General features: G+C 54.7%; 12 protein-coding genes. 7 read left to right on the top strand and 5 right to left on the bottom strand.

All coding sequences use genetic code 11. The annotated features are described in order from the left end of the window. The first annotated feature begins 13 nt into the window (after positions 1-13). Positions 14-1,591, top strand: a complete 1,578-nt coding sequence (locus NITSA_RS01430) for a BatD family protein (protein ID WP_013553246.1) — start codon at positions 14-16, stop codon at positions 1,589-1,591. A 34-nt stretch (positions 1,592-1,625) separates the two neighbouring features. On the opposite strand, the gene NITSA_RS01435 is transcribed toward NITSA_RS01430, so the two are convergent. Next, entirely contained in the window at positions 1,626-2,426 is an 801-nt protein-coding gene (locus NITSA_RS01435; protein ID WP_013553247.1) for a hypothetical protein, read from the bottom strand. Positions 2,427-2,493: 67 nt separating this feature from the next. Then, positions 2,494-3,324, bottom strand: coding sequence for a prephenate dehydrogenase (locus NITSA_RS01440; protein WP_013553248.1), 831 nt, complete (start codon positions 3,322-3,324; stop codon positions 2,494-2,496). Between the two features lie 131 nt (positions 3,325-3,455). Here NITSA_RS01440 and bamA point away from each other — a divergent pair, with 131 nt between their 5' ends. Then, complete coding sequence (gene bamA / locus NITSA_RS01445) at positions 3,456-5,561, top strand: outer membrane protein assembly factor BamA (protein ID WP_013553249.1); 2,106 nt, start codon at positions 3,456-3,458, stop codon at positions 5,559-5,561. A gap of 32 nt (positions 5,562-5,593) precedes the next feature. Here bamA and NITSA_RS01450 read toward each other — a convergent pair whose 3' ends face one another. Genes NITSA_RS01450 through bioD form a run of 3 tightly spaced genes read right to left on the bottom strand, consistent with a single transcriptional unit; the run spans position 5,594 to position 8,204 of the window. Continuing rightward, positions 5,594-6,625 (bottom strand): aminodeoxychorismate synthase component I, encoded by a 1,032-nt coding sequence (locus NITSA_RS01450; protein ID WP_245526306.1) that lies wholly within the window; start codon positions 6,623-6,625, stop codon positions 5,594-5,596. After that, positions 6,588-7,499, bottom strand: a complete 912-nt coding sequence (locus NITSA_RS01455; protein ID WP_013553251.1) for an aspartate carbamoyltransferase catalytic subunit — start codon at positions 7,497-7,499, stop codon at positions 6,588-6,590. The genes NITSA_RS01450 and NITSA_RS01455 overlap by 38 nt, the downstream gene beginning before the upstream one ends. Before the next feature lie 27 nt (positions 7,500-7,526). Next, positions 7,527-8,204, bottom strand: a complete 678-nt coding sequence (bioD, locus tag NITSA_RS01460; RefSeq protein WP_042203580.1) for a dethiobiotin synthase — start codon at positions 8,202-8,204, stop codon at positions 7,527-7,529. A gap of 68 nt (positions 8,205-8,272) precedes the next feature. Here bioD and NITSA_RS01465 point away from each other — a divergent pair, with 68 nt between their 5' ends. From NITSA_RS01465 to NITSA_RS01485, 5 genes are read left to right on the top strand one after another with little or no spacing between them, the layout of a single operon-like run. Beyond that, positions 8,273-8,572 carry an ATP-dependent Clp protease adaptor ClpS gene (locus NITSA_RS01465; RefSeq protein WP_013553253.1) on the top strand — a complete coding sequence of 100 codons (300 nt, stop codon included), beginning with the start codon at positions 8,273-8,275 and terminating at the stop codon, positions 8,570-8,572. 13 nt (positions 8,573-8,585) lie between these two features. Next, the gene (clpA, locus tag NITSA_RS01470) at positions 8,586-10,787 is read left to right on the top strand and encodes an ATP-dependent Clp protease ATP-binding subunit ClpA (RefSeq protein ID WP_013553254.1); all 2,202 of its coding nucleotides are present in this window, start codon (positions 8,586-8,588) and stop codon (positions 10,785-10,787) included. Between the two features lie 2 nt (positions 10,788-10,789). Next, the gene (aat, locus tag NITSA_RS01475; protein ID WP_013553255.1) at positions 10,790-11,524 is read left to right on the top strand and encodes a leucyl/phenylalanyl-tRNA--protein transferase; all 735 of its coding nucleotides are present in this window, start codon (positions 10,790-10,792) and stop codon (positions 11,522-11,524) included. Next, positions 11,514-12,515 (top strand): transaldolase, encoded by a 1,002-nt coding sequence (locus NITSA_RS01480; RefSeq protein ID WP_013553256.1) that lies wholly within the window; start codon positions 11,514-11,516, stop codon positions 12,513-12,515. Before aat ends, NITSA_RS01480 begins: the two co-directional genes overlap by 11 nt. Further along, positions 12,515-13,672 (top strand): type IV pilus twitching motility protein PilT, encoded by a 1,158-nt coding sequence (locus NITSA_RS01485; protein WP_013553257.1) that lies wholly within the window; start codon positions 12,515-12,517, stop codon positions 13,670-13,672. Before NITSA_RS01480 ends, NITSA_RS01485 begins: the two co-directional genes overlap by 1 nt. The last annotated feature ends 34 nt before the right edge of the window (positions 13,673-13,706 follow it).

Below are 13,706 nucleotides of genomic sequence, written 5' to 3' on the forward strand. Positions count from 1 at the left end.
AAGGATTGAAAAGATGAAAAAAATATTGAGCATTTTTGTACTTGCAATGACCCTGTTCCTGGGAATTCTACGTGCCGAGGGGGCCAGGGTCCAGGTCAGCTCCACCCGCATCGCCCCGGGCCAGAGCCTCCAGGTCAAGATCACCGCCGAGGGGGCGGATGTGCGCTTCCCCGATCTGCAGAAGGTCGCGGGTTACCCGGTGGAGAATCTGCGCCGGATGAACAAAATTGAGAGCCGTTATGAGAATGGGAAATTCACTTCCAAAACCCAAAAGATACTCCGTTTCGAGATCTATCCCCAAAAGAGCCTGACGATCCCCGCCTTTACCGTGACGATCGATGGGAAAAAGTATCGTACCGCTCCGGTCAAAGTAGAAGTGAGCCGAGCCGCCGCCAATGCCGCGGCAGGGGGCTTTGCGATCCGGATGAGTCTCGATAAAAAATCGGTCTATATGGGCGAGCCCCTGCTTTTGACCGTCGATGCGGTCGAGCCGATCAACGGTACCGTCGCCCAGATGCAGTACGCCCCTCCGGCCTTCAAAGATTTTTTCGTCAAACCTCTGGGCGGAGAGCGTCAAATTCGTCAGGGCAAGACCACCATTCACCGCCTGCAGTATCTCCTGGTGCCCAAAAAGGCCGGCAGACTTCGGATCGAGCCCGCCTCCCTGAGGGTCGGGATCCGGGATCTCAACGCTCCGTCGGATCCCTTCGGGATCTTCGGTGCCTCTTTGAAGTGGATCTCTCTACGCTCCGATTCGCCGGAGGTTCTCGTCAAACCGGTCCCGGCCCAGGCCGATCTGGTAGGCCATTTCCAAGTCTCGGCCAAGGTCTCCAAGCGCAAAGTCAAAGCCAACGAACCGGTCAACTATACCCTGAGCATCGTGGGAGAGGGGAGTCTGGAGGATCTCTCCGACCCCCGCTTCGACCTTCCTGGTGTGACGGTTTACAGTGACGATGCCGTCGTCAAGAGTACGGTCAAAAAGGGCCATCTCTACAGCCGGTGGAGCAAGAAGTATGTCTTCATCTCCGATCGGGATTTCACGATCCCGGCGATCGGACTGACGGAGTTCGACTACACCAGTGGCAAGCGGCGCAAACTCGAGACCCCCAGTTTCGCGATCCAGGTGGAAGGGGGAACTGCAGCTACCGCTCCTGCAAAAAATGTGCCGGCGGGAATGAGGCCCCAGGCTCCGAATCCGGAAAAAAATCCGGCCTCTTCCGCAAAAGGAGCCAATAAAAAAGAGAACCTCCTCGAAGATCCGGCCTACTATGCCCGCAAAGCCTATGAAGAGAAAGCGGCCCGGTTCAAATGGTATCTCCTGGGAACTTTCCTGGCGGGAATGGGGTTGATGTTCCTGATCCTGCGCCTCTGGAAGCTTCGGGGCAAAAGAGGCGGGGCATCGCTCCTGGGCAAGGGAAAACACTACACCTTTGACGAAGCACTGAAGATCCTCTATCCCCACATCAACGACGATCCCGAGGTGGAAGAGACGGTCCGAAAACTCTTAGCCCGAAAACGGGGAGAAGAGGCGGCAATCGACCGCAAACAGCTTGATCGCATAGCGGCCCACTACGATCGGGAGAAGGAATAGACAGCCGAGGAGAAAAGGGATTTCTCATCCGAAGCTATTTTTTCTGTGAATCCAGCTCTTTTTTATACTCGGCTTTGATGGCGCGGATGATTTTGAAGTTGTCGTCGGCTTTGCGGGAGAGGAGACTGGGGATGAAGCGTGATTTGGAGTTGTACATCATTTCGTAGAACATAAAGCCCTTCCGTGCCTTTTCCAAAAGAGTGAGGGTCTTTTCATTGTTCAAGGGGTTGGCTTTGAGCTCATTGAGATGTTGGTGGAAGTCGTCGATGATGTTTTCCACATCCGCTTCGTAGTCGGGGAGGTCGACTCCCCAGATCTTCAGCAGATAATCGTTGGTGATCTTCATCGGGCCCCGACAGAGTTTGCCGGTGAGCGAAAGGAGTTCGAGGCCCCCCTTGGCTGCCGGTTTGGAGCCTTGAAGGAGCAGAGGGATCATCCGGTTGAAATTGGCCTTGAGTTTGAGCGCCCCCTCCTTTGTTGGGGGAGCTTGGAGGATCTTTTTGCTCTCATCCCAGATCTGTTGCGCTCGGTCGAAGGCTTTGATCGATTCCGGATGATCCTTGAGCCTCTGCTGGAAGTAGGCCTTGATTTGGCGAAAACGCTTGTCGTAGGCGGGAATGGCCCGCTTGAGGTCTTGGGAAGGGTTGTCGAAGGTGCTGTTGAGCCCTTTCATAATGTAGGCTTTGAGCATCTGCTGCGATTGGGTCATCTGGAGGCAGTTGGTGTTGAAAACATCGTTGAGTGTTCCGTTTTTCGGAAAGGAATCGATGGTAAAGGCCCCAAGCGTTCCCATCATCAGCAGCAAGATTCCCAGAACTTTCGTCATACGTATCATATTTATTCCTTTTTATAATAGTAGATATTCAATTTCTATTATATATTTAGGAGAATTAAACGCTACTTCAGAGAATCTTGTGCAAATCGTTGGCGCGCTCCATCCAGTGGTGAAGCTCTTCCCACTTCTCCTCTTTGACCAGGTTTTCACAACGCTCCAATTCCCCCTTGAAACACTCGATGGCTTGCAAGAGATTGACCTGGTTTTGACGGAAAATGTCGGTCCACATATTGGGCGAACTTTTGGCGATGCGGCTCATATCCTTGAAGCCGCCGCCTGCGAGGGCGATGATGGCTCGGGGATTCTCCTGCTTCATGACGGCATTGGCCAGAGCGTAGCTCAGGGCGTGGGGCATATGGGAGATGAAGGCGGCATGTCGGTCATGCTCCTCGGCATCCATGTAGAAGATTTTCATCCCCAGATCGGTAAAGATCTTTTTGGCCAGGCGCCGCTGGATCTCTCCACTCTCTTCGATGTCACAGAGAACGACGACTTTGCCCCGATAGAGATCGGCTTTGGCGGCAACGGGGCCGCTCTTTTCCGTGCCGGTCATAGGGTGGGCGGCTACGAAATTCCGTCGGATTTCATCGGGGACACACTCGACGATCTGCTTTTTGGTACTTCCGAAGTCGATGATGGTCGTCTTTTCATCAACCCCGACGAGCTCCGGGAGTGTGGCGATGATTCCGTTGACGGGAATGGCCAGGACGATGAGGTCCAGGTTTTTGAAATCCTCCAACTCGTCGGAGATCCGGTCCACCAGGTGTAACTCCAGAGCTTCGATACAGTGTTGGTCGTTGTGGTCATAGCCGAGGATCTCCACCTCTTTGTAGCGGTCTCTCAGCGCGAGGGCGAAGGATCCCCCCATCAAACCGAGTCCGATAATCCCGACATTCATCACTTGAAATCCTTTTTTGAAGTTTTAAATAAAAATATTAATAAATAGTAAAAAATAATCAATTTTATTTTAGTCAAAAAGAGGTAGTATATTGTTGAAAAACTTTCCAAAGAGGAAAAGAGGGGATTTATATGCTGAAAAAAGTGATGATAATGCTGGTGATGGCCCTGGCCGTGGTGAGTGTGGAGGCTTCGGCGGCCCTGCCGAAAAAGGCGGCGATCACCAACATCGAGATCGAAGGAATCAGCGATGCCGACAAATTGATGAAGGTCATCGGGCTGAAGAAAGGGGATCTCTATACTCCCGAAAAGATTCAGCACGCCAAGACCGCCATCATCAAATCCCTGGAGGCCCAGGGGCTCTACGGAACTACGGTAGAGACCAAGGTCAAGCCGGTCAATGACGGGGTCGCCATCACCTTCGATGTGAATAAAGGTGAAGAGATCAAGATCAAAAAGGTCAAATTCGTCGGGAACAAACAAGTTCCTGCTTCCGATCTCGAAGATCACCTGGTCAACAAAGAGGGCACCTGGTTCAGTTGGATCCCCATCATCGGCGGTGGCGGCGGCAAGGCCGTGCCCGATCAGCTCCCCTACGATCAGCTCCGTATCCGCGAAGCCTATCTGGAGCGCGGCTATCTCGATGCCAAGGTGGCTGAACCCCTGATGAAGATGGATTTCAACAAGCACGAAGCCGAAGTAACCTATGTGGTCCATGAAGGGGAGCAATATAAGGTTGCGGATATCAAGATCCAGGGCAAGGTTCCCGGACTCGATACCAATCAGCTGATGGAAGAGCTCAAACTCAAGCCGGGCAAAGTCTTCGACGTACGCAAACTCCGCCACGACCTCAAAACGATCCAGGAGAAAGTGGGGGACCTGGGCTATGCCTTTGCCGAAGTCAAGCCACTGTTCAAAAAAGATCCTAAAAAACATACCGTTTCCGCCACCTACGTAATCAATCCCCACAAAAAAGTGAAAATCCACGACGTCATCATCACTGGAAACACCAAGACACTCGACTATGTGATCCGGCGTTATGTCTATTTGGCCCCGGGGGATTATTTCAGCTATACCGATTTGCAGGATACGAAGAAAGAGCTCCAGCGCACCGGTTTCTTCGACAAAGTGGTCGTCAAGCCTCAGCGGATCAACGATCAGGAGATGGATTTGATCGTCGAAGTGACCGAAGCCCAGACCGGAAGCATCTCCGGCGGTATCGGCTATGGAAGCTATGACGGCTTTATGATCAATGCCGGCGTCTCGGATCGGAACCTTTTCGGAACCGGAATCGCCGGGTCACTCAATCTCGAGTATGGGCAGAAAAGTCACAACTATGCCCTCTCCATCACAGATCCCAGAGTATTCAATACCCTTTTCAGCTTCTCGGTGGGCGTCTACGATTCACGTCAGGAGTATGATTACGATGATACCGACGATACTCAGGATTATACGGTCGATCGGACCGGAGGGTGGTTCTCTTTTGGTAGAAAGATCGGAAGACATTGGCATGCCTCTCTGGGATACAGCTACAGTGATGTAGATTATCATGATTATGTCTTATCTGATGATTTTGACACGGAAGATATAAAACCATATGAATCCTACAAGAAATCCTCGATTCTCGGTTCGGTGGTTTTCGACAATACAGATGACTATTATGTTCCCCGTGAAGGGATATATTCGAAATTGAGCCTTGAATATGCGGGTGCGGGTGGCGATGCGGAGTTCTGGAAGAGTGATTTGAAATTCGCCGCCTACTATGGAATGGAAGATATGATCGATTATGACCTGATCCTGCGATATAAACTCCACGCGGGCTATATGGATGACGACGGATACACGCCCATTGCTGAAATGTATACCCTTGGAGGAGCCCGTGACGGTGTGCGCGGTTATTCTCCCGGATCCATCTCCCCGCGGTACACGGATTCCGATGGAAGGAAATATATTGCCGGAGGTAACCAGATCGTCGTGAACAGTGTCGAAGCGAGCATTCCGCTCGATATGATCACTAACAATATGCGCTTGACCGGATTTGTGGATTACGGGATGATCCGCAACACAATTTATAAGAATGTGGATGATAGCGGTTGGATCGATCGTGCTTCTGCCGGGGCCCAGATCGAATGGCGCTCGCCCTTTGGTCCCATCAACCTGGTCTTCGCCTATCCCATCAACAAAAAGAGCGGGGATGATACTTCTGTCTTCGAATTCTCTATGGGGCGGAAGTTCTAAGCCGCTTCTCCGGAAGAGAAGAGCCCAAAAAATCAAAAGGGGAAGTAGATCTTCTCCAGTAACTCCCGATATTCCGAAAGGGGATCACTGTCAATCGTGATCCCTCCGCCGCTTTTATAGACCAATCCTTTCCCACTCTTTTCCACAAAGCGTATCAAGACAGCGGAACGAAGTTCCTCTCCTTTGCAGACTCCGAAGATTCCTGTATAGAATCCCCGATCGTATCCTTCGACCTCTTTGATGATTTGGAGGGTCTTTTTCTTGGGGGTTCCGCTGATGGAGCCGGCCGGTGTGATTTCACGCAGTATCGACCCGATGCGGCTGCGCCAATTTCCCCCCAACTCTCCGACGATTTCCGAACTGACTTGATAGAGCTCCTTTTCTCCCGCGTGAATCTTGTCGAGATAGCGGAATTTCTCAACGCGTACCTTTTCGGATATTCGGTTGAGGTCGTTGCGCATCAGATCGGTGATCATCACATGTTCGGCCATCTCCTTGGGATCGGCGAGGATTTTTTCCGCAGCATTGGAGAGGGTGGCGTCGATGGTGCCTTTCATTGGATAGGTATAGATCCGGTTCTTTTGAATCGTGATGAATTTTTCGGGACTGAAACAGACAAATTGTTCAGGAAGGAGCAGCTTGTAGGGGGCATCGGCTGCCCGGTAAATCTCCTCGAGGCTCAGAGTCGTTTCGATCAGGGAGGGGAAGGTGAGGTTCAACAGATAGGTATTGCCCCGTCGGATCTCCTCTTTGATCCTCTCCAGGGCCTGGGCATAGCTTCGGTAGGGGATCGGCTCGATGTAGAGATCTTTTTCCCCTGAAAAAGGGGTATCAGTGTCTGGGGGTTCACCGCTCCAGGACCCCAGGCGGTAGCGAAGTCCATCCGGCAGCTCATTTAGCGGTGCGGCGAGGATACGCTCCCGATCATAGGAGATGAGGAAGAAAAAATCCGCTCCTGAGGCGCCCAGAGCATCGAGGCGGGCAAAACCCTCCACCTGATTCAGGAAGTCCATCGGGGAAAGATACCTAGCGATGGAGAGGATCGGATCCGTACTCCTTGGCATCGAGGAGGAGAAGTTTCAGGACCGCCATCCGTACATAGACACCGTTGCGCACCTGGTCGAGGACCATACAGCGGGGATCTTCGAGTATCTCGTCGGAGATGTCGATATTGCGCATGACCGGCCCGGGGTGCATGATCACGATCCCGCGATCCTCCAGACGATCCTCGGTAATGCAGTAGTGCTCGGCATAGGCGCTGTAATCGTCGAAGATCGGTTTTTTATGGCGCTCGAGCTGGGCGCGGAGGCTGATGATCACATCGACCTCATCCATGATATCCTCGAGCCGCTCAAACTGGGGCAGGTCACTCACCGGCGGCATAAAGGGCTTGGGCGCGACCAGGGAGACTTCGATCCCCATACGTCTAAAGAGCCGGATATCGCTGGCGGCGACCCGTGAATTGACGATATCACCCACGATCGCGACGCGCAATCCTTCGATCTCTTCTCCGAACCACTCGTAAAGGGTATAGAGGTCGAGCAGCGCCTGGGTGGGATGGGCATAGTTGCCGGCACCGGCGTTGATGACGGGGACCTGGTCCATCTCCGCCAGGCGGGAGGGGGTGTCGTTTTCGCTGTGGCGAATGATGACCCCGTCGGGTTCCATGGCGCAGAGGTTGGCGAAGGTATCCTCCAGGGTCTCTCCCTTTTTGGTGGAGCTTCGGGAAGGGTCGAGGTGGACCATATCGGCTCCGAGCCGTTTGGCGGCCACTTCAAAGGAGCTGCGGGTTCGGGTGGAATTTTCGAAAAAGAGGGTGATGAGCAGTTTGCCGCTGAGCAGTGGGGCGGGCTTGCGGGTTTTGAACCGTGAAGCGTCCTCGAGTATTTGACGGATCTGTGCGTCGGAGAGCTGATCGGTATCGACGAGATGCTGCATAGGCTTCTCCTGATTTTTGGAGATATTTTACCCAATCTGCCCGGAATCCGGCTTCCCGATTCGGTCCAAAATCTTCTCCAGATAGCGATCCAAGCCCTCCTGGAGGCTCCACCATCCGGGATGGGCGGCATCGTAGTAGGGCCGGGTGACACTAACGAATGAATCACTGTCCCGATAGAGGTTGACACACCAGTCATGGGGGAGCCGACGGTTTCGGAGGAGTTCGAGACTCAGAAGGGTCGGATTGATACCGCCCAGCTCCGAGGAGCTCACTAGGAGGACCGGAGCTTCCAAATCCCGGGCCAGGTCGACCATAGCGTAGTCCCGGGTGATGGGGACCATCAAACCGCCGGCCCCTTCGATGACGAGGAGGTCGCAGAGGGATTCGAGATGGCGGATCTTCTCAAACAGGGTTTCCAGGGAGATGATCCTTTCGGTATCGGCACAAAAGGGGGCCGCGGGGAGGGGAAAGGTATAGGCGCAGAGATCTTCGGGACTGAGCGGGGCGAAGGCCGGGTTGAAGCGTTGGACGCATTGCAGGAGAGCGGCCGCATCGGCGGGGACGGAAGTCACCCCGGTTTCGACGGGTTTGCACGCGCCCACCCTGATCCCCCGTGCCCCCAAAGCTTCGATGATACGGCAGGAGGCATAGGTCTTTCCGACCCCGGTGCCGGTAGCGGTGATAAAGATTCTGGGCACTTGCATTTCCTTATAAAATATGTATAATTGATTGTATCACGAAGTAAAGAGATTTTAGAAGAAAAGGACAGCCCGTGCCCCGAATCGAAGAGGAGATCCTAGAAGAGGTCGAACTCAAAGAACCCGAACTCTATCGGGTGATTCTGCACAACGACGACTACACCACCATGGAGTTCGTCATCGACGTCCTTCGAAGTATTTTTCACAAAAGCACCCGGGAAGCCGAAGAGATCATGTGGACCGTTCACGAAAAGGGCCAGGCGGTCTGTGGGGTCTATACCTACGAGATCGCCGAGACCAAGGTCGAGCAGGTCAAGCTCAAGGCACGGCAGAACGGATTTCCCCTCCTGGCAACCCTGGAAGCAGACGAATAAGGAGTCAAATATTATGATCAGTGTCGAATTGAATAAAGTATTTATGCGGGCGGTGGAATACGCCAAGCGCAAGCATCACGAGTATCTGACCATCGAGCATGTGTTCCTCTCCATCCTTGCCAGCCGTGTGGGAGAGCAACTCCTGCGGCTGCTCGGAGCCGATACCCAGGAGATGAAGCGGGCCATCACCGCCCACATCGATGCCCATGTACCAAAGGTCGAGCAGGAGAGCGATCCGGTGGAGACCGTTTCCCTCTCCCGAACGGTCAATGCCATGATCACCCAGATCCAGGCCGCGGGGAAAAAGGAGGCGACCATCGGGAATATGCTGGTGGCCATCCGGGAGCAGAAGGAGAGCTACGCCGCTTATCTGATGGAGCGGTACGGGATCAGCCGCCTCGATATCCTCGAAGCGATCTCCCATCCCTCTTCCTCTCCCCAACCCCAGACGGAAGAGAAGGAGGCCCCTGCGAGCACCACGCCCAACCTGGACGAATTTACCGTCGAACTCACCGCGCTGGCGAAGGAAGGGAAGATCGATCCGGTGATCGGCCGGGAAGAGGAGATCGAGCGGGTGATGCAGACCCTCTGCCGGCGCAAGAAGAACAACCCGCTGTTGGTAGGGGAACCGGGGGTGGGCAAGACCGCCATCGCCGAGGGATTGGCGCTGAAGATCGCCGAAGGTGAAGTCCCCGAGGCGATCAAAGAGTCGCGGATCTATGCCCTGGATATGGGAGCCCTCGTGGCGGGGACCAAATACCGGGGGGATTTCGAGAAGCGCCTCAAGGGAGTGATCGAAGAGCTGCGCAAGGTCCCCGAAGCCATCGTCTTTATCGATGAGATCCATACCCTCGTGGGGGCGGGAAGCACCGGAGGCGGCAGTATGGACGCGTCCAATATCCTCAAACCGGCTCTGGCGAGGGGAGAGATCAAGTGCATCGGCGCAACGACCCATCAGGAGTTTCGCAACTTCTTCGATAAGGACAAAGCCCTCTCCCGCCGCTTCGCCAAAGTCGATGTGGAGGAACCCTCCATCGAGGATACCTTCCTGATCCTCAAGGGGGTTCAGCACAAATACGAGGAGCACCACGGCATCACCTTCAGCGACGAAGCGTTGCAAAGCGCCATCGACCTGAGCGTCAAATACCTTCACGAACGTTTCCTCCCCGACAAGGCGATGGACCTGATCGACGAGGCGGGAGCCCACTTTATGCTCCGGGGTGAAAAAGGAGTGGAGATAAGTCCGAAGGATATTTCGCAGATCCTCTCTCGGATGCTCAAACTCCCCCCCGCTACGCTGGAAGAGGAGGATACCGAGCGTCTGCGCCGGCTTAAAGAGCGGCTCCGGGAACGGATCGTCGGCCAGGAAGAGGCGATCACCCGCCTGAGCCAGGCGATCAAACGTTCCTACGCGGGGCTCAACCACCCTGAGTCTCCCATCGGCAGTTTTCTTTTCGTCGGGCCGACCGGTGTGGGCAAAACGGCGCTGGCCCAGGTGTTGGCCGAAACTCTGGGTGTGCATTTCGAACGCCTCGATATGAGCGAATATATGGAGAAGCATGCCGTCAGCCGCCTCATAGGAGCCCCCCCGGGGTATGTGGGTTACGAACAGGGAGGGCTTTTGACGGAGATGATCAAGAAGCATCCCCATACCGTATTGCTCCTCGATGAGATCGAAAAGGCCCACCCCGACATTATGAACATTTTGCTGCAGGTCATGGACAGCGCCAAGCTCACCGACAACAACGGGATCGTCAGCGATTTCAAAAATGTGATCCTGATCATGACCTCCAACCTGGGAACCAAGGAACCCGGTGTGATGGGCTTTACCAAAGAGGGCGGGGCCAAGAGCAAGCGGGCGATGAGGGAGTTTTTCTCCCCCGAATTCCGCAACCGCCTCAGCGCGACGGTGGAGTTCGCTCCCCTGAGCCTCAAAGAGCTTGAAAAGATTGTCAAGCTCCAGATCGGGGATCTCAACGAGCAATTGGCCGACAAAAAGGTCCGGGTCAAGCTCGACAAGGCGGCACGGAAAAAGGTCGCCGAGCTGAGCCACAGCGACGAATACGGGGCCAGAGAGATCGCCCGGGTCATCGACGAGAAGATCAAAGAGCCCCTGATCGACGAGATCCTCTTCGGTGCTCTGAAAGAGGGGGGCAGGGTCGAGGTACGCTGGGAAGAGGGGGAATTTCGTTTCCTCTTCGACGTGAAATCCTGACGATGTCTTCGATCTACGATCCCGACTACTTCATCACCCCCCTGAGCCCCTACTCCCACACTTTTCCCGATCCCGCCCAGGCGGCGGAAGAGGGGCTGTTGGCCTTTGGGGGCGATCTGCACCCCGACCGGATCCTCAAAGCCTACCGCAGCGGGATTTTCCCCTGGTACAACCCGGGTGATCCCATCCTCTGGTGGTCTCCCGACCCGAGATTGCTGCTCTATCCCCGGGATTTCCGTGTCAGCCGCTCCTTTCGCCGGGTGCTGCGCAACCGGGAGTACCGGGTGGCCTTCGATCACGATTTTGAAGCGGTCATCCAAGCCTGCGCCACGATGCCCGAGCGGCAGGAGAAAGGGACCTGGCTGATGCCGGAGATGCAGGAGGCTTATACCGAGCTCCATCACCGGGGCTTCGCCCACAGCGTGGAGGTTTATGAAGCGGGGGAACTGATCGGCGGGCTTTACGGGATCGCCATAGGACGGGCCTTTTTCGGCGAATCGATGTTCTCCCGGAAGCGTGACGGCTCCAAAATCGCCCTCAAAGCCCTTAGTGACGTTTTAAGTGAAAAAGGTTATGATTTTATTGACTGCCAGGTGGTGAGCGATCACCTGGTCCGCCTGGGAGCGAAGCCCGTACCGCGGGCACGCTTTCTGGGGGAGCTGGAGACGGCGCTGCAGACGGCCGGAGAGCTGGGCAGTTGGTCAAATTACCGATGGGAGTATCGTGATGATAGATGACAATATAGGTTTTTCACTCTGGCTCGATTTTATTGAACGGGATTTCCTGCGCCACCGTTTCGTGGAGATGGTGGAACGGCGCATCGTCAACGGTGCGACGAGCAACCCCTCGATCTTCGCCCAGGCGATCAGCACCTCTCCGGCCTACGAAGAGGCGTTGGAAGAGCTCAAAGGCCTCTCTCCCAAGGCCAAATATGAAAAACTGGCGATCGAAGATATCAAAAGTGCCGCCATCGCTCTGCGTGGGGTTTACGATGAGGGGAGCGAAGGGTATGTCAGTATCGAAGTCGATCCCTTTCTCGCCAACGATACCGAGGGGACGATTGCGGAGGCGAGACGCCTCTTTGCCGAGATCGACGAACCCAACGTTATGATCAAAATCCCTGCGACCGAAGCGGGGTATCCCGCGATGCAGGCACTGTTGGCGGATGGGATCAGCGTCAATGCGACGCTTGTCTTCTCGCCGATGCAGACCCGGGCCTGCCTCGATGCGATGAAGATTGGGATCGACGAGTTCGAAAATACCGGCGGTGAGCGGGTCGAAGCGGTCATCAGCGTCTTCGTGAGCCGCTTCGACCGGCTGTTGGATCCCCGATTGAAAGAGGCGGGCCTGCCTGTGGGCCGCACCGGGATTATGAACGCGTCGAAGATCTACAACATCATTGAAGCCAATCACACTCCCTCCATCCGGACCCTGTTTGCAAGCACGGGGGTCAAAGCCGGCCAACCCTTCCCTGCCGATTACTACATCCGCGAACTCTACGGCCCCCATTGTGTCAACACTGCGCCCCTGGAGACCATCGAAGCCTTTGAAAAGGGAGAGGCACCCATCGTCAAGCTTCCCCGCTCCGAAGAGGAGATCGAAGCCTATTTCCAAGAGCTTGGAAAGCACGGCATCATCATGGATGCGGTCTACGCTCAATTGATGGCCGAAGGATTGGAAGCCTTTGAAAATGCATTTGCAGAGCTTTTGAAAAAGCTGGAAGCGTAATGAAAAACAAACTCAATCAATACCTGAAAACTCTGGTAGCCAACAAGGGGAGCGACCTCCACATCAAGGCGGGAGCGATTCCCAGAGTGCGGGTCCACGGGGTGTTGCGGAAACTGGGAAATGAGCTTTGGGAACCCGAAGCGGTCAAGGCACTTGTCCGGGAGATCACTACCGCGGATCAATACGTCGAGCTCAAAGAGAAAAAATCTTTGGATATGGCTTATATCCTTGACGAAAAGAGCCGTTTCCGGGTCAACATCTTTCATCAGATGAACGGCCTGAGTATCGTGATGCGTCTGATCCCGGTGGAGATCCCCGACTTCGAGAGCCTCGGACTTCCGAATGTGATCAAAACTTTTGCCGACAAACCGAGAGGCCTGGTTCTGGTCACCGGGGTGACCGGTAGCGGTAAGTCGACGACCCTGGCGGCAATTCTCAACCGGATCAATGAAAAATACTCTAAGCATATCATTACTCTGGAAGACCCCATCGAATTTGTCCACAAAGACAAGAAATGCCTGATCAATCAGCGCTCCATCGGTCAGGATTCCAATTCCTTTCGTGATGCGCTTCCCGCCGCGCTGCGGGAGGACCCGGATATTATCCTGGTCGGAGAGATGCGGGATACCGAGACCATTGATCTGGCGCTGCATGCCGCCAATACTGGACACCTGGTCTTTTCTACCCTCCATACCCTCGATGCCAAAGAGACCGTCAACCGGGTCATCGGCATGTTCCCTGAAGAGGAGCAGAATCGGGTACGCCTCTCTTTGGCCTCGGTCCTGGAAGGGGTCATTTCCCAACGTTTGGCCCCCACGAGGGCGGGTGGGCGTATTGCCGCGGTGGAAGTGATGGTCAAAACGGCACGGATCGAAGAGCTGATCGCGGAGAACCGGGACTTCGAGATCCCCGATGCCATCGCCGAAGGGCGGGAAATCTACGGTTCCCAGACCTTCGACCAGCACCTTTACGATCTGGTGGTCCAGGGGATCATTACCGAAGAGGTGGCGATGGAGTTCTCCACCTCGCCCTCGGATCTCAAACTCCGCCTCGAAGGGATCGGCCGAGGAACGGTCAAAGAGAGCGCCGCCCCGGCAGAGGCGGCCCCAAGTGTTGAAGATTTGGATGCCTACGACTTCAAAGAGGATGAAGCGTAGTCCTCATTCCTTCAAGTCAAGAGACTTTTAGATT

Source organism: Nitratifractor salsuginis DSM 16511 (genome assembly GCF_000186245.1).
In the GTDB taxonomy this organism is placed as follows: Bacteria; Campylobacterota; Campylobacteria; order Campylobacterales; family Sulfurovaceae; genus Nitratifractor; species Nitratifractor salsuginis.

What these genes read in the sequence shown, in the direction of transcription:
- NITSA_RS01430 (WP_013553246.1), top strand. Translation starts at nt 14, where the DNA reads ATGAAAAAAATATTGAGCATTTTTGTACTTGCAATGACCCTGTTCCTG.
- NITSA_RS01435 (WP_013553247.1), bottom strand. Translation starts at nt 2,426, where the DNA reads ATGATACGTATGACGAAAGTTCTGGGAATCTTGCTGCTGATGATGGGA.
- NITSA_RS01440 (WP_013553248.1), bottom strand. Translation starts at nt 3,324, where the DNA reads ATGAATGTCGGGATTATCGGACTCGGTTTGATGGGGGGATCCTTCGCC.
- bamA (WP_013553249.1), top strand. Translation starts at nt 3,456, where the DNA reads ATGCTGAAAAAAGTGATGATAATGCTGGTGATGGCCCTGGCCGTGGTG.
- NITSA_RS01450 (WP_245526306.1), bottom strand. Translation starts at nt 6,625, where the DNA reads ATGCCAAGGAGTACGGATCCGATCCTCTCCATCGCTAGGTATCTTTCC.
- NITSA_RS01455 (WP_013553251.1), bottom strand. Translation starts at nt 7,499, where the DNA reads ATGCAGCATCTCGTCGATACCGATCAGCTCTCCGACGCACAGATCCGT.
- bioD (WP_042203580.1), bottom strand. Translation starts at nt 8,204, where the DNA reads ATGCAAGTGCCCAGAATCTTTATCACCGCTACCGGCACCGGGGTCGGA.
- clpA (WP_013553254.1), top strand. Translation starts at nt 8,586, where the DNA reads ATGATCAGTGTCGAATTGAATAAAGTATTTATGCGGGCGGTGGAATAC.
- aat (WP_013553255.1), top strand. Translation starts at nt 10,790, where the DNA reads ATGTCTTCGATCTACGATCCCGACTACTTCATCACCCCCCTGAGCCCC.
- NITSA_RS01480 (WP_013553256.1), top strand. Translation starts at nt 11,514, where the DNA reads ATGATAGATGACAATATAGGTTTTTCACTCTGGCTCGATTTTATTGAA.
- NITSA_RS01485 (WP_013553257.1), top strand. Translation starts at nt 12,515, where the DNA reads ATGAAAAACAAACTCAATCAATACCTGAAAACTCTGGTAGCCAACAAG.